General features: G+C 64.6%; 20 protein-coding genes. 7 read left to right on the forward strand and 13 right to left on the reverse strand.

The genetic code is table 11. From position 1 onward, the window contains the following. Positions 1 to 82 precede the first annotated feature (82 nt). Genes ACSZPK_RS08780 through ACSZPK_RS08790 form a run of 3 tightly spaced genes read right to left on the reverse strand, consistent with a single transcriptional unit; the run spans position 83 to position 2,399 of the window. Positions 83 to 643 carry a peptidylprolyl isomerase gene (locus tag ACSZPK_RS08780; protein WP_437881072.1) on the reverse strand — a complete coding sequence of 187 codons (561 nt, stop codon included), beginning with the start codon at positions 641 to 643 and terminating at the stop codon, positions 83 to 85. 25 nt (positions 644 to 668) lie between these two features. Beyond that, on the reverse strand, positions 669 to 1,460 hold the full coding sequence (locus ACSZPK_RS08785) for an alpha/beta fold hydrolase (RefSeq protein ID WP_437881073.1): 792 nt from the start codon (positions 1,458 to 1,460) through the stop codon (positions 669 to 671). A 12-nt stretch (positions 1,461 to 1,472) separates the two neighbouring features. After that, complete coding sequence (locus ACSZPK_RS08790) at positions 1,473 to 2,399, reverse strand: LysR family transcriptional regulator (RefSeq protein ID WP_437881074.1); 927 nt, start codon at positions 2,397 to 2,399, stop codon at positions 1,473 to 1,475. A gap of 47 nt (positions 2,400 to 2,446) precedes the next feature. Here ACSZPK_RS08790 and ACSZPK_RS08795 point away from each other — a divergent pair, with 47 nt between their 5' ends. Both ACSZPK_RS08795 and ACSZPK_RS08800 read left to right on the forward strand, forming a co-directional pair. Next, positions 2,447 to 2,755 (forward strand): 3-phosphoglycerate kinase, encoded by a 309-nt coding sequence (locus ACSZPK_RS08795; protein ID WP_437881075.1) that lies wholly within the window; start codon positions 2,447 to 2,449, stop codon positions 2,753 to 2,755. 192 nt (positions 2,756 to 2,947) lie between these two features. Next, positions 2,948 to 3,547 carry an FMN-dependent NADH-azoreductase gene (locus tag ACSZPK_RS08800; RefSeq protein ID WP_437881076.1) on the forward strand — a complete coding sequence of 200 codons (600 nt, stop codon included), beginning with the start codon at positions 2,948 to 2,950 and terminating at the stop codon, positions 3,545 to 3,547. 117 nt (positions 3,548 to 3,664) lie between these two features. On the opposite strand, the gene ACSZPK_RS08805 is transcribed toward ACSZPK_RS08800, so the two are convergent. Next, positions 3,665 to 4,402: a metallophosphoesterase gene (locus ACSZPK_RS08805; RefSeq protein WP_437881077.1), complete on the reverse strand. Its 738-nt coding sequence runs from the start codon at positions 4,400 to 4,402 to the stop codon at positions 3,665 to 3,667. A gap of 229 nt (positions 4,403 to 4,631) precedes the next feature. Here ACSZPK_RS08805 and argF point away from each other — a divergent pair, with 229 nt between their 5' ends. Continuing rightward, a complete protein-coding gene (gene argF / locus ACSZPK_RS08810; RefSeq protein ID WP_437881078.1) occupies positions 4,632 to 5,549 on the forward strand; it encodes an ornithine carbamoyltransferase in 918 nt (305 codons plus the stop codon). Further along, positions 5,546 to 6,655 (forward strand): ABC transporter ATP-binding protein, encoded by a 1,110-nt coding sequence (locus ACSZPK_RS08815; protein ID WP_437881079.1) that lies wholly within the window; start codon positions 5,546 to 5,548, stop codon positions 6,653 to 6,655. The genes argF and ACSZPK_RS08815 overlap by 4 nt, the downstream gene beginning before the upstream one ends. Positions 6,656 to 6,698: 43 nt before the next feature. On the opposite strand, the gene ACSZPK_RS08820 is transcribed toward ACSZPK_RS08815, so the two are convergent. The 4 genes from ACSZPK_RS08820 to ybaK all read right to left on the reverse strand — a co-directional run bounded on the left by ACSZPK_RS08820 (position 6,699) and on the right by ybaK (position 10,405). Beyond that, positions 6,699 to 7,478, reverse strand: a complete 780-nt coding sequence (locus ACSZPK_RS08820) for a PhzF family phenazine biosynthesis protein (protein ID WP_437881080.1) — start codon at positions 7,476 to 7,478, stop codon at positions 6,699 to 6,701. Between the two features lie 87 nt (positions 7,479 to 7,565). Next, positions 7,566 to 8,330 carry a substrate-binding periplasmic protein gene (locus ACSZPK_RS08825; protein ID WP_437881081.1) on the reverse strand — a complete coding sequence of 255 codons (765 nt, stop codon included), beginning with the start codon at positions 8,328 to 8,330 and terminating at the stop codon, positions 7,566 to 7,568. An 83-nt stretch (positions 8,331 to 8,413) separates the two neighbouring features. Then, on the reverse strand, positions 8,414 to 9,901 hold the full coding sequence (gene glpK, locus ACSZPK_RS08830) for a glycerol kinase GlpK (RefSeq protein WP_437881082.1): 1,488 nt from the start codon (positions 9,899 to 9,901) through the stop codon (positions 8,414 to 8,416). A gap of 33 nt (positions 9,902 to 9,934) precedes the next feature. Next, complete coding sequence (gene ybaK / locus ACSZPK_RS08835) at positions 9,935 to 10,405, reverse strand: Cys-tRNA(Pro) deacylase (protein ID WP_437881083.1); 471 nt, start codon at positions 10,403 to 10,405, stop codon at positions 9,935 to 9,937. A 128-nt stretch (positions 10,406 to 10,533) separates the two neighbouring features. On the opposite strand from ybaK, the gene glpD reads away from it, so the two are divergent. Then, on the forward strand, positions 10,534 to 12,060 hold the full coding sequence (gene glpD, locus ACSZPK_RS08840; RefSeq protein ID WP_437881084.1) for a glycerol-3-phosphate dehydrogenase: 1,527 nt from the start codon (positions 10,534 to 10,536) through the stop codon (positions 12,058 to 12,060). A 10-nt stretch (positions 12,061 to 12,070) separates the two neighbouring features. Here the strand turns inward: glpD and ACSZPK_RS08845 are convergent, their stop codons facing one another. The 4 genes from ACSZPK_RS08845 to ACSZPK_RS08860 all read right to left on the reverse strand — a co-directional run bounded on the left by ACSZPK_RS08845 (position 12,071) and on the right by ACSZPK_RS08860 (position 15,591). Next, complete coding sequence (locus tag ACSZPK_RS08845) at positions 12,071 to 13,117, reverse strand: alpha/beta fold hydrolase (protein WP_437881085.1); 1,047 nt, start codon at positions 13,115 to 13,117, stop codon at positions 12,071 to 12,073. 131 nt (positions 13,118 to 13,248) lie between these two features. Then, positions 13,249 to 13,566: an amidase gene (locus tag ACSZPK_RS08850; protein ID WP_437881086.1), complete on the reverse strand. Its 318-nt coding sequence runs from the start codon at positions 13,564 to 13,566 to the stop codon at positions 13,249 to 13,251. After that, on the reverse strand, positions 13,563 to 14,678 hold the full coding sequence (locus ACSZPK_RS08855; protein WP_437881087.1) for a serine hydrolase domain-containing protein: 1,116 nt from the start codon (positions 14,676 to 14,678) through the stop codon (positions 13,563 to 13,565). The genes ACSZPK_RS08850 and ACSZPK_RS08855 overlap by 4 nt, the downstream gene beginning before the upstream one ends. Before the next feature lie 127 nt (positions 14,679 to 14,805). Beyond that, positions 14,806 to 15,591, reverse strand: coding sequence for an MBL fold metallo-hydrolase (locus tag ACSZPK_RS08860; protein ID WP_437881088.1), 786 nt, complete (start codon positions 15,589 to 15,591; stop codon positions 14,806 to 14,808). A 190-nt stretch (positions 15,592 to 15,781) separates the two neighbouring features. Between ACSZPK_RS08860 and olsB the strand changes: the two genes are divergently transcribed. Together olsB and ACSZPK_RS08870 are read left to right on the forward strand one after the other, a co-directional pair. Continuing rightward, positions 15,782 to 16,537 carry an L-ornithine N(alpha)-acyltransferase gene (gene olsB, locus ACSZPK_RS08865; RefSeq protein ID WP_437881089.1) on the forward strand — a complete coding sequence of 252 codons (756 nt, stop codon included), beginning with the start codon at positions 15,782 to 15,784 and terminating at the stop codon, positions 16,535 to 16,537. Continuing rightward, complete coding sequence (locus tag ACSZPK_RS08870) at positions 16,537 to 17,313, forward strand: lysophospholipid acyltransferase family protein (protein WP_437881090.1); 777 nt, start codon at positions 16,537 to 16,539, stop codon at positions 17,311 to 17,313. The genes olsB and ACSZPK_RS08870 overlap by 1 nt, the downstream gene beginning before the upstream one ends. 19 nt (positions 17,314 to 17,332) lie before the next feature. On the opposite strand, the gene ACSZPK_RS08875 is transcribed toward ACSZPK_RS08870, so the two are convergent. Beyond that, complete coding sequence (locus tag ACSZPK_RS08875; RefSeq protein ID WP_437881091.1) at positions 17,333 to 17,902, reverse strand: ACP phosphodiesterase; 570 nt, start codon at positions 17,900 to 17,902, stop codon at positions 17,333 to 17,335. Between the last annotated feature and the right edge of the window lie 90 nt (positions 17,903 to 17,992).

Genomic DNA, 17,992 nt, shown 5'->3' on the forward strand with positions numbered 1-17,992 from the left:
GGAGATGGGGCGTCCGCTGGAGGCGGTGGGCAGTCGGGGACGCGTCGTTCAACCAAACCAACGAGCGCCCCCCAGGTGGGCTTTAGAGCTTTTTCGCGTCGAGGATAAGGATCGGCTGCAGCGGTACATTCTGGTACATGCCCCGGCTGCCGGTCTGCACCCGGGCGATCTTGTCGATCACATCCATGCCGCGCACCACGGTGCCGAACACCGCGTAGCCACCGCCCCGGCTACCGCCGTCCAGGTTCGGGTTGTCCGCCAGGTTGATGTAGAACTGGCTGGTCGCCGAATCGGGCTGGCTGGTACGCGCCATGGCTATGGTGCCACGCACGTTGTGCAGGCCGTTGTCGGACTCGTTGCGAATCGGCTTGGCGGTTTCCTTCTCCTCCAGGTCAGCGGTGAAGCCGCCACCCTGGACCATGAAGCCTGGAATCACCCGATGAAACTGAGTGCCTTTATAGAAGCCTTCCTGGACGTAGCCGAGAAAATTGCGAGTGCTGGCAGGCGCGCGCTCGGCCTCCAGCTCGACCTCGATCTCGCCCAGGCTGGTGGTCAGCACAACGTGGGGCCTGGCCACCGGCGCGGCGAGCAGTGCACTGCTGAACATCAGGCCACAGGCAGCAAATGCGAGTTTCTTCAACATGGTTTGAGTCCTTGGGTCGTGGTTCTCAGGGTGTTTCGGCACTGGCGAGGAATTCGAGCAGAGCCTGATTGAAAATCTCTGGCTGGTCCATCGGCGTTGCATGCCGCGAATGCTCGATCACCAGCAAGCGGGCATTGGGCATCTCCTTCACATAACGCGCCTTCACGGCTACCGGGGTGTAGTCGCGGTCGGCACTGATCACCAGCACTGGACAGGTAATGCCTGGCAAGCGCTCACGCACGCTCCAGCCGATGATCGCATCAAGGCTGGCCAGATAGGCGCGCTTGTCGTTCTGCGGCCAGCGCTGCTCGATGCGGGCGCGCAGCTCGGCTTGCTCTGGACGCGGGAACATGTTGCGGCCCAGGCCCTTGGCGATGGTCTCCAGGCTCAACAGGCGCGCCAGCAGCCAGCGCTTGGCGACCTGCCAGTGCTCGCCCGGTGTATGCGCCACCACCTCCGGCCCGCTGTTGACGATGACCAGGCTTTTGAGCAGTTCCGCACGATCCGCCGCCAGTTGAAAGCCGACCATGCCGCCCATGGAAATCCCCACCAGATGCACCGGTGGCAGTTGCAGGTGCTCGATCAACGCGGCCACGTCACGGGCGAAACCAGCGATGCTGTATTTCCCGCGAGGTTTATCCGACTCGCCATGACCACGCAGGTCCAGGCTGACCACACGGTATTTCTCGGCCAGGACAGGCGCCTGAAACTCCCAGTCACGCAGGCTCGAACCGAGGCCGTGGACCAGCAACAGGGGCTCGCCATGACCTTGCTCCCGATAATGGATGCGGCAGCCAGCGTGGGTGAAGAAAGCCATGGGTGCAATCCTTCAAGAGACCGAGACAGGGGCTGCGAAAGGCGCATCCAGCGGCGCGGTGTCGAAGCTCTTGATCAGTTCGATGAGAATCCGGGTCGCCGGGCCGATTACCTTGTCCTTGTCCGTATGCAGGTAGAACGGCGGCATACGCACCCCACCCTGGTCCATCGGCAGCGGCTTGAGTATGCCTTCCTTGAGTTCACGGGCGATCAGGTGGCGCGGCAGCCAGGCGAAGCCCAGGCCGCTGCTGACGAAGGTTCGCGCGGTGGGCAGGCTGCCGACCGTCCAGCGCTGCTCGGCGCCGAGCCAGCCGACATCACGCGGTTGCAGGCGTCCCGAGTCGCGGATGACCACCTGCATCTGGCCTTCGAGATCCTGGAACGTCACCGTACGCTGCAAACGATGCAGCGCATGCTCTGGATGGGCCACGGCGACGAACTCCACCGGCGCCAGTTGAATGCCGAGGTAGCCGGTGATGGTGAAGCTGCTGATGGCCAGGTCCGCGGTGCCTTCCTGCAGCACTTCCTCGACCCCCGACAGGACTTCCTCGCGCAAGCGCACCCGGCACCCCCGGCTCTGCGGCATGAACGCCGACAGCACGCGCACGATATGCGCCGTGGGATAGGCCGCGTCCACCACCAGGCGCACCTCGGCCTCCCAGCCCTGCTCCATGTGATGGGCCAGGTCTTCCAGTTGGCTGGCCTGCTTGACCAGGTGCCGCGAACGCCGCAGCAGCACGTCGCCAGCCTCGGTCAGTACCGCCTTGCGCCCGTCGATGCGCAGCAGCGGCACGCCCAGTTGCTCCTGCATGCGCGCCACCGTGTAACTCACCGAAGACTGCGAGCGATGCAGCGCCTCGGCGGCCTGGGCGAAACCGCCGCTGTCGACCACCGCCTGCAAGGTACGCCATTGATCCAGGGTCACGCGGGGCGCTTTCATCGCCGCTTCCTCTTCTCTACTCTGGGCGCTGCGAAGGAGACCGCCCCATGAAAAAAACCTGCCTGGCCCTGTTGGCCGCCCTGCCCCTGGCCGCCACGGCCTATCCCATCGAGGTGGACAAGCAACTGAACGGCGCCGACCTGGCGGTGACCGCCCAGGACATCGACCGCGATATCGCCGCGGTCACGCTCTACAACTACGGAAACAAGGCTGCCCATTGCACCGCTTCGTTTCGCAATGGCCCGGAGGCACCACGCACACGCAAGTCCGAAGTGCAGCCCGGTCAGACCGTCAACCTGACGGCCAAGTTCTCCCGTGCCGTCATCCGCCTGCGCGTCCAGGTGACCTGTCGGTGACCTGCCATCCGCCTGGTACACAATGAAGGTGGCTTCGAGGCCCCCGCTGATCGGTCGGCAGACTCTAATTTGCCCATACCGATAAATCAAATCCATCGATAGTTAGAAGCATGTTTTTGCGCTTTTTTATCGATACATCTATCACTAACCTGCCTCCATCGAATGACGACATCGCCGATGGAGAGAATGCCCATGTCACAGGTTCTGGTTATCGAAAGCAGCGCTCGCAGCGAAGGCTCGGTTTCTCGCCAACTGACCGCCGACTTCATCGGCAACTGGCAGAAGGCTCATCCCCAGGACAACGTGAAGGTCCGCGACCTCGCTGTCGAACAGGTGCCCCATCTGGATGGCGCCCTGCTCGCAGGCTGGATGAAGCCGGCCGACCAGCAGAGCGAAGCGGAGAAAGCCGCCGCTGCACGCTCCAACGAGCTGACCGGCGAGCTACTGGCCGCCGACGTGCTGGTGCTGGCCGCGCCGATGTACAACTTCGCCATCCCCAGCACCCTGAAAGCCTGGCTGGATCATGTGCTACGCGCCGGCGTGACCTTCAAGTACACCGAAACCGGCCCGCAGGGGCTGTTGACCGGCAAACGCGCCTTCGTCCTGACGGCCCGCGGCGGTATCTACAGCGGCAGCGCCCTCGACCATCAGGAACCCTACCTGCGCCAGGCCCTGGCCTTCATCGGCATCCATGACGTGACCTTCATCCACGCCGAAGGCCTGAACATGGGCGCCGAGTTCCAGGAAAAAGGCCTGAGTAGCGCCCGCGCCGCCGTCGCCCGGATCGCCTGAGTCAGCCCCGCGCCAACCGCTCTGCTCCTTCCCTCGCACCCTCCGATGCTCCGGGTGCGCTTGTCAGCCCTCCGTTTCCCTGGAACGGAGGGTTTTTTTTGCAACCACAGACCGCGTTCAAAGCACTTCCCAATACAACCGTTCCATCGCCACCGGCCAAGCCTGCAGGGTATCCAGGTCGAGCAGCGTGAAATAGCCCTGCTCTTCGGGCAGCCAGCCGCCGGTATCGATGTGATAGACGTTGCCCAGCAGCGCTGGACGGCGCAGCGGAGTATGCCCGGCGACAACCGCACGTACGCCCTCGACGCCACGTTCGTCGCTGTTTTTCAGGCGCCGGCGCGACCACTGGCAGACCGCCGCCTGCCCATCGACCAGGCTTGCATCAGACAACGCCCGGACGAAAGCAGCCCAGGCCGGATGCGGCACGTCGGCATGCACCAGACCGATCAGCCCGGCCGCGGTTTCCACTTCGATGGCCAGCGGCAACGAAGCGACGGCATCGACGATCCGCGCCTGCTCATCCTCGGCCAAGGCATAGAACCAGCGCCCGCCATTCAGCGCATGTCGCGTGCGATCGCCCGCGACAACCATGTGCTCGTGATTGCCCTGCACGGAAAAGAACCATGGCCGCGCCAGCCATTCCACGACCCGGGCGCTCTCGGCGCCACGATCGAGCAAATCGCCGACGGCGAACAAGCGGTCCACGACGGGATCGAAACCCACCTGGTCGAGAGCCCGCTGCAACAGGGAAAAATGCCCATGCACATCGCCCACGGCAAAATCCCTGCCTTCGACGTTGCGCTCGAACCGCCGCACACCTCTCATCTCACTCTCCAACAGCCTCGCTGCGCTCATGCCCAATACCGCCGCCATGGCAAGCACGTTCCCGCCATCCTACAGAGACCCGCGCAAACAGGGTGTGACAACAGCGCAGCCAACGGCCTCTCCAGGCCAAGTTGGCAGAATGCGACATTTGCTTATAAGATCCGCCTTTCCCTTTTGTCGCCCCCTCGTGGCTTCATGCCCACGGGGCTCCGTTTTTTCCCAAGAAACACAAGCATCGGTCGAACACAGGTAGTTAAAGATGAGCGTCAGGCATTTTCTCTCGTTGATGGATTGCACTCCCCAGGAACTGGGCGCGCTGCTCCGTCGAGCCATCGAGCTGAAAGGCCTGCGCGCGCATGGTGTGCTGCAGGAGCAACTGAAGCAGCGCGTGCTGGGCATGATCTTCGAGAAAGCCTCGACCCGTACCCGCCTGTCGTTCGAAGCCGGCATGATCCAGCTTGGCGGCCAGGCCATCTTCCTGTCGCCACGCGACACCCAGCTTGGCCGTGGCGAACCCATCGCCGACAGTGCCCGGGTGATGTCGCGCATGCTCGACGCGGTGATGATCCGTACCTTCGCCCACAGCACCCTCACCGAGTTCGCCGCCAACTCCAGGGTGCCGGTGATCAACGGCCTGTCCGACGACCTGCATCCATGCCAGTTGCTGGCCGACATGCAGACCTTCCTCGAACAGCGCGGTTCGATCCAGGGCAAGACCGTGGCCTGGATCGGCGACGGCAACAACATGTGCAATTCCTATATAGAAGCGGCGCAACAGTTCGACTTCAATCTGCGCGTGGCTTGCCCTCACGGTTATGAGCCGAACGCCGCCCTGCTCGCCCTGGCCGGCGAGCGCGTGGAAGTGGTTCGCGATCCGCGCGAGGCCGTGGCCGGCGCCCACCTGGTCAGCACCGACGTGTGGACCTCCATGGGCTGGGAAGAGGAAAACGCCGAGCGCCTGAAGCTGTTCGCCCCTTACCAGGTCAACCGGGCGCTGCTCGATGCCGCCGATCCGTCGGTGATCTTCCTGCACTGCCTGCCTGCCCACCGTGGCGAGGAAATCAGCGAAGACCTGCTCGACGATCCGCGTTCCTTCGCCTGGGACCAGGCGGAAAACCGCCTGCACGCGCAGAAGGCGCTGCTCGAATTCCTCATTCTGCCAACGGAAACGCCATGAGCCACGACCTGCTCCTGAGCCTCAACGACATCGCCTGCGGCTATCAGGACAACCTGGTGGTGCAACACATCAACCTGCACCTCAATGCCGGTGACATCGGTTGCCTGCTCGGTCCGTCTGGCTGCGGCAAGACCACCACACTGCGTGCCATCGCCGGTTTCGAACCGGTGCGCCAGGGCGAGATCAGCCTGGCGGGCGAAGTCATCTCCAAGGCGGGATTCACCCTGGCCCCGGAGAAGCGCCGCATCGGCATGGTGTTTCAGGACTACGCGCTGTTCCCTCACCTGAGCGTGGCGGATAACGTCGCCTTCGGCATCCGCAAGCATCCGCAACAGGCCAAGGTCGTCGCCGAACTGCTGGAACTGGTCAAGCTGGACAAACTGGGCAAGCGCTACCCACACGAACTGTCGGGCGGCCAGCAGCAACGCGTGTCGCTGGCCCGCGCCCTGGCCCCGGAACCCAAGCTGCTGCTGCTCGACGAGCCGTTCTCCAACCTCGATGGCGAGTTGCGCCGCCGCCTCAGCCACGAAGTGCGGGACATCCTCAAGAGCCGTGGCACCAGCGCGATCCTGGTCACCCATGACCAGGAAGAAGCCTTCGCCGTCAGCGACCATGTCGGCGTGTTCAAGGATGGTCGACTGGAGCAATGGGATACGCCCTACAACCTCTACCACGAGCCGCAGACGCCTTTCGTCGCCTGCTTCGTCGGCCAGGGCTACCTGATTCGCGGCCAGTTGCAGAGCCCGGACACGGTACAAACCGAACTGGGCCTGATCCGCGGCAACCGCGCCTACAGCCTGACCAACGGCAGCGCGGTCGACGTGCTGCTGCGCCCAGACGACATCGTCTATGCACCGGACAGCACCCTGCAGGCGCGTATCACCGGCAAGACCTTCCTCGGCGCGGCAACCCTCTATCGCCTGCAACTGCCGACCGGCGCCCAGCTCGAAGCGATCTTCCCCAGCCATGCCGACCATCAGCCTGGGCAGAACGTCGGCATCCGCATCGCCGCCGATCACCTGGTGGTATTCCCCGCCCAGGGCAGCGTACCGACCCAGACGCACCTGGGCGAACCGGGTGTACGCCGCCACAGCGGCGCGCTCTGAAAAACAGCCTCAAGCGGCAAGTTACTGGCTTGAGGCTCATGCTCTACAGATAGATCGTTCCTTGCGCCACCTTCACTGCGTGGCCAGCGATCTTCACCCGCTCGCCTTCCAGGCGGCAAAACAACTCGCCACCACGCGCCGATAGCTGCGCGGCATCCAGTTGCTGGCGGCCCAGACGCTCGGCCCAGTACGGCACCATCACGCAATGGGTCGAACCGGTCACCGGGTCCTCATCGATGCCGATGAAGGGGGCGAAGTAGCGCGAGACGAAATCATGCCGCTCGCCCCTCGCGGTCACGATCACGCCCAGCCCGGGCTGCTCGGCCAGGGCCTTGAGGTCGGGGGCACAGTCACGCACGGCTTGCTCCGAAGCCAGCACGGCCATCAGTTCCTTGCTTTGCCAGGCTTCCAGCACCTTGCAACCCAGCGCCTGCTCCAGTGATGCGCTCACCGCGACCCGCTCGGCCTGGATCGCCGGAAAATCCAGGACCAGTCGTTCGCCTTCACGGGTCACGCCCAACGCGCCGGACGTGCAGGTGAAGTCCAGTCGTGACGCGGTTTCGCCGTAGCATTCGAACAGCACGTACGCGCTTGCCAGCGTGGCATGGCCGCACAATGGCACTTCAGCGGCGGGAGTGAACCAGCGAATGTGCCAGGCAGCCCCTTCGCGCACGACGAAGGCGGTTTCCGCCAGGTTGTGCTCGGCAGCGATGCGCTGCATCAGTTCATCGGGCAGCCACGCGTCGAGTCGATAGACCATCGCCGGATTGCCCCGAAAAGCGTGCTCGGTAAAGGCATCGATCTGATGAAATTCAAGTTGCATCGCTGGCTCCTGCCGGAAAAACCGCAGGATGCGGCAATGCCATGCGCGACGCCATGCACAGTCGATGCGGATCGCAGCGCAACAGATTCAGTCAGCCACGCCGTAGTTGCGTAACAGTTGCTGCAGTCGGCCATCCTTGCGGTAACGGCGCAGGCCGCTCTCGAACAGTTCGGCGTAGCGTTTGCTCGACTCCAGCGCGGGCGAGAATGCCAGGTAGATCGGCTGATCCTGCTCGCGGCATCCCGCCTCGCGAATCAACGGCTTGATGCCGTGCTCAGCCAGCGCCCAGCGCATCACCCAGACATTCTCCAGTGCCGCGTCGATCCGACGACGCTGCAGTTTGAGCAGGTTCAGGTCGGTCGCCATCAACCCTGCGGCTTTCTGCACCAGCGCATCGTTGCCTTTGTTCTGGTCGATATAGCCGTTGAGCACGTCGCCATAGCTGTAGTCGTTGATCACCCCAATCCGCTTGCCAGCCAGGGACCCCAGGCCTTTGAAGCGCCAGGTCGAATCCTTGAGGGTGTAGAAGCAGAAACGCGACTGGGCGACCGGCGTAGAGGTGAACAGGAAATCCGGCGCATCGGCGACGCCCGCACCGATTGCCGCATTGAGCGTCCCCGCTCGCACCTGCTGCAGGGTCCGCGCCCAGTTCATCACGTCGTAGCGTACGTCGATGCCCGACTCGCCGAAGATCTGCCGGGCCAACTCGACGAAGATGCCCGGCCGCGAGGAATCGGAGGCGCAATTGATCGGGCACCAGGTATCGCCCGCGATGACCAGCGTCTCCCCCCGTGCAGCATTCATTGCCAGCAGCGCCATCGCCAGCAGCACAGCACACCCGTGACGTCCCATACGACCACTCTCTATTCCGTGAAAGCGAAAGAGGCTTGTCTCGCCATCCGTTCATCGCAACAGCCCCTGACAGGTGTAGCAGTTCACTCGCCAGTACGTACCCTGCGCACGGCGTCTTGCCAGCCGCGATACAAAGATTGCCGATGAGTGGCGGCGATCAGCGGCTCGAAGCGTTGCTGGCGACGCCACAGCCGGGCGATCTCGTCCAGGTCGTGGAACAGCCCAGCCTGCAATCCGGCCAGGTAAGCGACGCCCAGCGCCGTGGTCTCGCTGACCTCGGGCCGCTCGACGGGTACGCCGAGGATATCGGCCAGGAACTGCATGACCCAGTTGTTCACCACCATGCCGCCGTCGACCCGCAACGCGCCGGGCTCCGCGGTGCCGTCCTGGCGCATCGCTTCGAGCAGGTCGCGGGTCTGGTAGCACACCGATTGCAGGCCAGCAGTGACGATTTCCTTGATCCCGGTATCGCGGGTCAGGCCGAAGATCGCACCACGCGCCTTCGGGTCCCAATAGGGCGCGCCGAGGCCGGTAAAGGCTGGCACCAGATACACGCCGCAGGCATCGCCGGTCTGCTCGGCCAGGGATTCGCTGTCGCGGGCATCGCCGATCAGCTTGACGCCATCGCGCAGCCACTGGATCGCCGCGCCAGCGACGAAGATGCTGCCCTCCACCGCGTAGGTGACCTTGCCATCCAGGCGGTAGGCCACGGTGGTCAGCAGGCGATTGCGCGACAGCACCGGCTGGTCGCCACAGTTCTGGATCATGAAACAGCCGGTGCCGTAGGTGCTCTTGATCATGCCCGGCTCGAAGCAGGCCTGGCCGATCAGTGCCGCCTGCTGGTCGCCGGCCATGGCCAGGATCGGGATCTCGCCGCCGAGTAATTCGGCCTGGGTAACGCCAAACTCAGCCGCACAGTCCAGCACCTCCGGCAGCAGGCTGCGCGGAATGTCGAACAGCGCCAGCAGGTCATCGTCCCAGCACTGCTGATGAATGTTGAACAGCAAGGTGCGCGAGGCGTTGCTGGCATCGGTGCGGTGCACCTGGCCACCGCTCAGGCGCCAGAGCAGGAAACTGTCGACGGTGCCAAAACGCAGTTCGCCGCGCGCGGCGCGCTCCCGTGCCCCCGGCACATTGTCCAGCAGCCAGCGCAGCTTGGTCGCCGAAAAGTACGGATCGATCAGCAGGCCGCTACGCTCGCTGACCATCGCTTCGTGGCCCTGCTCTTTCAATTCGGCGCAGTAATCGGCGGTACGACGATCCTGCCAGACGATGGCTGGATGAATCGGCTCGCCGTTCGCCGCGTCCCAGAGCAGGGTCGTTTCACGCTGGTTGGTGATGCCGATGGCGCGGATGTCCCTCGCCGCCAAGCCCCTTTGCGCCAACGCATCGCGACAGGTCTGCAACGTGCTCAGCCAGATTTCCTGGGGATCATGCTCGACCCAGCCATCATGGGGGAAATACTGCTTCAACTCTTGCTGGGCGATGGCCAGCGGCCGGCCCTGGGCGCTGAACAGGATCGCCCGGGAACTGGTGGTGCCCTGGTCGATGGCCAGCAGGTACTGGGTCATGGCAACTCCTTGCTTGCTGTTACGTCGGCATGCTCACTCGCGACCGATGGCGGCGAAGACGCCCTGGGTATGCCGCGCCAGCGTCTCGGCTGCCAGTTCCACTTCCAGGCCGCGTCGACCGGCACTAACGTGGATGGTCGGATGCCTTCGCGCCGATTCATCGATAAAGGTGCGCAAGCGCTTCTTCTGACCCAGCGGGCTGATTCCCCCTACAAGATAGCCAGTGGCGCGCTGCGCAACCTGCGGGTCGGCCATCTCGGCTTTCTTCGCTCCGGCGGCCAGGGCCAGGGCCTTGAGATCGAGGCTGCCGGCCACCGGCACCACGGCCACCAGCAACTCGCCTTTCTCGGTGGCGGCCAGCAGCGTCTTGAACACCCGCGCCGGTTCGAGGCCAAGTTTCTCTGCCGCCTCCAGGCCATAGGACGGCGCCTTGGGGTCATGCTGATAACTGTGCACGTGATGTTCGGCCTTGGCCTTCTTCAACAGATCGATGGCGGGTGTCATGGATAAATTCGGTGGCAAGAAAATCGATGCGCGTAACATAGCCGAAAAGCGCTCGGCTAGGCTTGTAGCACTGGCCTGCTAAACGTCGCCCTGGCCCCGCCCCTTGACCTCTTTGCCGGAAGTCCGCCATGCGCAGTTCCCAGACGCCCCCGCTCGCCGAAATCTATGACCTGGCCGTGGTCGGCGGCGGCATCAATGGCGCCGGCATCGCCGCCGATGCGGCCGGCCGGGGCTTGTCGGTGTTCCTCTGCGAACGCGACGACCTGGCCAGCCACACCTCGTCGACCAGCAGCAAGCTGATCCATGGCGGCCTGCGCTATCTGGAGCACCGCGAATTCCGCCTGGTGCGCGAAGCCCTCGCCGAGCGCGAAGTGTTGCTGGCCAAGGCGCCGCATATCGTCCAGCCGCTGCGTTTCATCCTGCCGCACCGCCCGCACCTGCGGCCGGCCTGGCTGATTCGCGCCGGCCTGTTTCTCTACGATCACCTGGGGGCGCGCAAGCAGTTGCCTGCATCGCGCCGCCTGCGCTTCGGCGCCGGCAGCCCGTTGCTGGCGGAGATCGAACAAGGCTTCGAATATTCCGACTGCTGGGTCGACGACGCCCGCCTCGTGGTGCTCAACGCCATGGCAGCGCGTGAGCGCCGCGCGCACATTCACCCGCGTACCCGCTGCGTCAGCGCACGGCGCAGCAAGGGTCTGTGGCACCTGCATCTGGAACGCCGCGATGGCACGCTGTACTCGATTCGTGCCCGCGCCCTGGTCAACGCAGCCGGCCCCTGGGCCGCACAGTTCATCCAGGATGGCCTGAAGCAACAAACGCCCTACTCAATCCGCCTGATCCAGGGCAGCCACCTGGTGGTGCCGCGCCTGCACGACCAACCGCAGGCCTACATCCTGCAGAACAGCGACCAGCGCATCGTCTTCGTCATTCCCTGGCTGGAGCGCTTCAGCCTGATCGGCACCACCGACCGTGAGTACCGAGGCGACCCTGCCCAGGCGACGATCAGCGAGGAGGAAACCGACTACCTGCTGCGGGTGGTCAATGCCCACTTCAAACGCCAGATCGGCCGCGCCGATATCGTGCACACCTATTCGGGCGTCAGGCCATTGTGCGATGACGAGTCCGCCGATCCGGCCGCGATCACCCGTGACTACACCCTGGCAATCAGCGGCCAGCCCGGTGAAGCGCCCTTGCTGTCGGTGTTCGGCGGCAAGCTGACCACCTACCGCAAACTGGCCGAGTCCGCCTTGGCCCTGCTCGCCGGCACCTTCCCGAACATGGGCGGCAACTGGACGCATGACGCCCCGTTACCCGGAGGCGAGAACATGAGCAACCGCGAAGCCCTGGTCGAAACCCTCTGCCAGCGCCATGGCTGGCTACCCGCCGCCCTCGCCGCTCGCTGGGCCGCAGCCTATGGCAGCCGCACCTGGAAACTGCTGGAGGGCGCGGCAGGGCTGGACGACCTGGGCGAACCGCTCGGTGCCAACCTCTACGCACGGGAAGTGGATTACCTGGTCCGGGAAGAATGGGCCTGTGACAGCGACGACATTCTCTGGCGCCGGACCAAGCTCGGCTTGTTCATGAGTGCCGTGCAGCAAGCGCGGCTGCGCGCTTATCTGCAAGAGCCGCCGCAGGTAGGCAAGTTGCAGGCCTGAAGCCAAAAGCTCATGCCCCGGGCTGCCGCGCCTTGAGTCGCGCAGCCTCGACCTTCCAGCCGTCCTCCTGGGCGATTCGCTCACCAGCATCCAGCCGATGGGTTTGCAGATAAGGCACCACCGCGCCCATCAGCGGCGCTTCGAACTCAGACTGGAAACGATGGGCCAGGCCCGGGATCAGCTTCAGTTGGCTGCCCTTGATATGCGCCGCCAGGTGCACGCCATGCATCACCGGCAGCAGCGGATCGGCGGTGCCATGCACCACCAGGGTCGGCACCCGCAGGCGATTGAGCAGTTCCACGCGGCTGGGCTCAGCCAGGATGGCCATGATCTGCCGTTGCACGCCTTGCGGGTTGAATGCACGGTCGTAGGCACGCTCGGCGTCGTGCAGCAGTCGCGGCCGGTCGACGCTCAAGCTGGGGTTGCCCAGGGCAGCGAGCAGGTCGACCTGCTGCTCGACGGCCTCGGCACGGTCGTTCGCCTCGCGACGGGTCAGCAGTTCCACCAGCGCCGCCTGGGGCGCCGGCAGCCCTGGCGCGCCCGAGCTGCTCATCAGCAAGGTCAGGCTTTCCAGGCGCTGTGGCGCGATATCGGCAATGTGCTGAGCGATCATGCCGCCCATGCTGACGCCCAGCAGGTGGAAACGCTCGACGTGCAAGGCGTCCATCAATGCCAGGCTGTCCCGGGCCATGTCGCGCAAGCCGTAGGGCACGCTCATCGGCAAACCAAGGCGATAGCGCAAGGCTTCGTAGGTCAGGTCGGCGGCCGGCGGCGCGCTCACCCAGGCGGACAGGCCGGCATCGCGATTGTCGAAGCGGATGACGCGAAATCCTTGCTGGCAGAGCTGCGCGACCACTGCGTCCGGCCAGTCGATCAATTGCCCGCCCAGACCCATCACCAGCAACAGCGCCGGATCGCCGGCCTGGCCGACACTCTGATACGCCAGGCGCACCTCGCCCACCTCGGCCATTTCGACCGGCGTATTCACATCACATCGAGAGGCCGCGAAACACGGCATGGTCGCCAGCAAAGCAACCCAGAAGAACAACCCACGCATTCAAGACACCCGGCACGCACGATCCCATTGCGAGCGAATTCTCCTGACATCCGCTGCGCGGCGCTGCCACATTCCGGTGACAATTTGATGAACGCCGCTGAACGGTCGGCAAGCGAGAAGCCATCAGCCACTCACTCGGCTTGCAAACGACAACCCTCGCGCGGCGAAATCCAGGCCGCGCTCTGCGTGCTGAGCAGGCCACGGGCGGTCACCCGCTTGTTTGCCTCGTCGTCGTGAAAATCGCTGAGCGGCAGCCACTGCCTGACGTAGGTCGCGCAGTAATCGGCGGGGTTGCCGACCACGTAGCGGCAGGAGCAGTACTCCTTGGCCGAATAAGCACCGACGATGGGCGGGAAGGACGCCAGGTCGACACGGTTCTGCCAGATCCAGACCGCCAAGGCTGCCAGCAGCAGGAGCAACACACTGAGTACGGGACGGCGACGGATCATGGCTGTTCTCCAGCGAAAGCGGCCTGCACCCGCTTGAGCAGTTCGTTGTGGCTGTAGCTGCCGTCGCGGTCGTCGGCGAAACGCACCACCACCAGCTTCTCGCTGGGCAGCACATACAGCGCCTGGCCCCAATGGCCAAGGGCCGCGAAGGTATCCTCGGGAACGTCTTTCCAGGGTTTCTGCGCGCCGGGAAGGCTGGCGTTCAACCACCACTGCGCGCCAGGAACGGCGCCGCGCTCCTGCACGCCAGGCTGGTAGTTGGCGAACGGCGTGCGCACGAACTGCACCCAGGCCGCCGGCAGCACCTGGCGCTCGCCCCAGCGCCCGTCACGCTGCATCAACAGCCCGATCCGCGCCAGATCGCGAGCGCTCAGGTAGGCGTAGGAGGCCGCGATGAAGTTGCCGGCCGCATCGCGTTCGAATACCGCCGAGCGAATCCCCAATGGCTCGAACAAGGCATGCCAGGGATAGTCGGCATACGCCTGCTCATCGACCATCCCACGCAAGGCGGCAGCCAGGACCATGCTGTCGCCGCTGGAATAGTGGAAGTGCGCGCCGGGAAGCTCGGCCAGTGGCTGCGCCGCGGTGAATGCGGCCATGTCCTCGCGCCCACGGGTGTAGAGCATCGCCACCACCGAGGACTTCAGCGGTGCGTATTCGTAATCCTCTTCCCAGGCAAGGCCCGAGGCCCAGTTGAGCAGATGGCCCATCTTCACCGAGGGATGGGCGGCGAAGGCCGGGTAGTATTTGGCCACCGGATCGTCCAGGCGAAAGCGTCCCTCGCCGAAAGCCACACCGAGCGCCGTGGAGAACACACTCTTGCTGATCGACCAGAGCAAATGCGGCGTCTGCGCGGTGGTCGGGCCGGCGTAACGCTCGTAGACCACCACACCGTCACGAATCACCAGCAGCGCATCGGTGCGTATGCCCTTGCGCTCGCCACTCTCATCGCGCGGCGCAAAGGCGTAGGACTCGAGGGCTTTCAATGCGGGCGTCTCGGCGGCGGGCTGGCTGGCCCACTCATCGCCGGGCCAGGTTTGCGCCAGCAGCGGGGAGCCACTCAGGCAGAGCGCCAGGCCAAGGCTCAGGCGACGTAGAAAGGTTGGCAGCATCGCGGGCTATCTCGCGCAGTCGTTCGGGCGCGCAACCCTAGCACGAGAGCGGCCTCAAGCGACAAGCTTCAAGAAAAAGCAAAGGCCGCCGCGGAGTCGGTGTTACGTGAAGCGTGCTGCTACGTCTTCAATCCGGCAGCGCGTAGTGCTGCTGGGTCATCAGGTCGAGGCCGCATTCGAGGTTCTCGATCCAGTCGAGGAAGGCCTTGATCATCTCCGGGCCAACGAACGGCCGGCCATGCTGCGGCACGATCATCGCTAGGTCCATCTCGCGCACCATGTTCACCCACAGCCGCGCGGCACGGTTGCTGGCCATGTAGCGGCGATGGAAGGCCGCCATGTGCGGCACGTGGCTGGCGAAATCGACGACCGGACTGGCATCGTCGACCATCGAGGCGCCCATGTCGCCGGAAAAAAGAATCCGGCTGACCGGGTCATAGATCTGGAAATTGCCCACCGAGTGCAGGAAATGCGCCGGCACCGCCTTGAGCCTGCATTTGCCCAGGACGATGGTCTGGCCGCCATCGGGCAAGGCGATGATGCGGTCGTAGGTATTGATGCCATGGCTGAGCGACAGGTAGCTGGCGGTCAGGTGCGGTAGAAAGCGCGCCCACAGCTTGGAACAGATCACCCGTGCCTTGGTATGCAGCAGCCACTTGTCCAGGGACGCGATGATGTCCGGGTCCTGGTGCGAAGCGAAGATATAGGTCAGCGACTGCAACGGAATGTGCTTGGACAGCTCCAGCGACAACGGCGTATAGGTCAGGTCGCCACCGGGATCGAGCAGCAGGTACTGATCGTGGTCGGTGATCAGGAACTGGTTGGACTGCACACCCTCGCCGCTGACCAGGTCATCGAACATCAGGCATTGGTGACTGCCGTTATCGAACAGCACGATGGGCTCGCGGCGCATGACTACCTCGCAGGAAAAACGCGGGAGCGAGGGTAACCAGCCACGCCTGCGCCCTCACTGACCTGGATCAATGGCGCCGCCGGGCCCTGTCACACAAGCATCACCAAAGATTCATGGTGGTGACATTGCCGCCTCCTAGTTTTGGCTCCAACGGCCGCACCGCACGCTGGCCGGCTCTTGGAGGCTCACGATGACCACGATCGCCCGTAACAGCGACCCCGCCACCGCACGCCGCCTGCAGGCCGAACGCCTGGTCGGTCCCCGCGCTTTGCAGGAAGCCCAGGCCCTGCGTTTCAGCGTATTCAGCAGAGAGTTCGACGCCAAGCTCAAGGGCGCCGAACTGGGCCTGGACATGGATGACTACGACCCCCACTGCCAGCACATCGGCGTACGCGACCTCAACAGCGGTCGCCTGGTCGCCACCACCCGCCTGCTCGACCATCGTGCCGCCGCCAGCCTCGGCCGGTTCTACAGCGAAGAAGAATTCAGCCTCCACGGCCTGGCCCATCTCGATGGCCCGGTGCTGGAGATCGGCCGTACCTGCGTCGCCCCGGAATACCGCAACGGCGGCACCATCGCCGTGCTCTGGAGCGAACTGGCCGAAGTGCTCAACGAGGGCGGCTACAGCTACCTGATGGGCTGTGCCAGCATCCCCATGCAGGACGGCGGCATCCAGGCCCAGGCGGTCATGCAGCGCCTGCGCGAACGCTACCTGTGTACCGAACACCTGCGCGCCGAACCGAAGACACCACTGCCGACGCTGGACGTACCGGGCAACGTCATCGCGGAACTGCCGCCGTTGCTCAAGGCCTACATGCGCCTGGGCGCGAAGATCTGTGGCGAGCCCTGCTGGGACCAGGATTTCCAGGTCGCCGACGTGTTCATCCTGCTCAAGCGCGACGAGCTCTGCCCGCGTTACGCCCGCCACTTCAAGGCGGCGGTCTGATGCGGGTTCGCTTGCGCACGGCGGTGCGCGTCCTGCGACTGTTCGCCGTGCTGCTGTTCGGCGTGCTGCTGGCCACCTGCGTCGCCATCCTCGAGCGCGTCGCCCGGCGCCACCTCGAGGCACGCCGCCAGCGCATGACCCGCTGGTTCCTGCGTGCCCTGGCCAATGCCCTGCCCTTCGATGTCGAGGTGCATGGCGAGCTGCCGACGCGGCCGATGCTGTGGCTCAGCAACCATGTGTCATGGACCGACATCCCGCTGATCGGCGGGTTGCTGCCGCTGTCCTTCCTGTCCAAGGCCGAGGTCCGCGACTGGCCGCTTGCCGGCTGGCTGGCGCACAAGGCCGGCACGCTGTTCATCCGCCGTGGCTCGGGCGATGGCGCCCAACTGGCGCTGAAGCTGCGCGAGAGCCTGCTCGCGGGGCGGCCAGTGGCGATCTTCCCGGAAGGCACCACCACCGACGGCACCCTGCTACGCACCTTCCATGGGCGCCTGCTGACGGGGGCGCTGGAAGCGGGTGTCGACCTGCAACCCGTAGCGATCCGCTATCTGCGTAACGGCGGGATCGATCCGATCGCGCCGTTCATTGGCGACGACGACCTGGTCTCGCACCTCAAGCGCCTGTTCGCCAGCGAACGCGCCACGGTACGTATCGACCTGCTGCCGCCCATCGCCAGCGCCGGCCTGGAGCGCAACGCCCTCGCTCGCAAGGCTCAGCGTGCGGTGCAGGGTGCGTTGTTCGGCGAAGTCGGCGAAGCGCTGGCCGAGGCAGCCTGAAGGCTGCTCAACGCCATCCTCATGCCTGCGCCGCGAATGCCCGCAACTGCGGATAGAAGCGATGGAAATCCTCGGTCAGCGGCTGGTACAGGCGTTCCAGTTCGTCCATCGCCCCATCGAGCATCCATGGCCTCGACAGGCGCCGGGCCATGCCGCGCAGAACCTGGCCGAGCACCTCGAATTCGCGGTAGCTGCCCAGCCAGTCCTGGCGAATCATGTAGGGCGCCATGCTCGCCAGGCGACCAGGCAGCTCGTCCTCTGCCGCCAGCGCCCGGTAGACCCGCGAGGTGAAGCGGTCCAGCGACTCGTCGGCATACTGCGGCCAATGCAACGCCAGGCAATGGTCGAAGAACAGGTCCAGCAGAATGCCCGAAGTGCGCCGCCGCGCCTGCGGGAAACGTGCACGCGCAGCCTCCACGACAGGATGGCGGTCGGTGAACGCATCGATCCGCCGATGCAGATGAATACCCTGCTCGACCAGCGGCGCGAAACGCCCCTGCAAAGGCCCTTTGACGAAGTCGCCGTACAGGCTGCCGAGCAATTGCTGGGGCTGATCACCGCCCAGGTGCAGGTGGGCCAGATAGTTCACGAAGACGTCTCGACAGTGTTTTAGAAGAAGAAAAAAGCGGCTCATGACGAAATCATATTTGAATATCGCGTTTTAACGATATACGATGCC

It is taken from the genome of Pseudomonas sp. LRF_L74, assembly GCF_965644255.1.
Taxonomy (GTDB): domain Bacteria; phylum Pseudomonadota; class Gammaproteobacteria; order Pseudomonadales; family Pseudomonadaceae; genus Aquipseudomonas.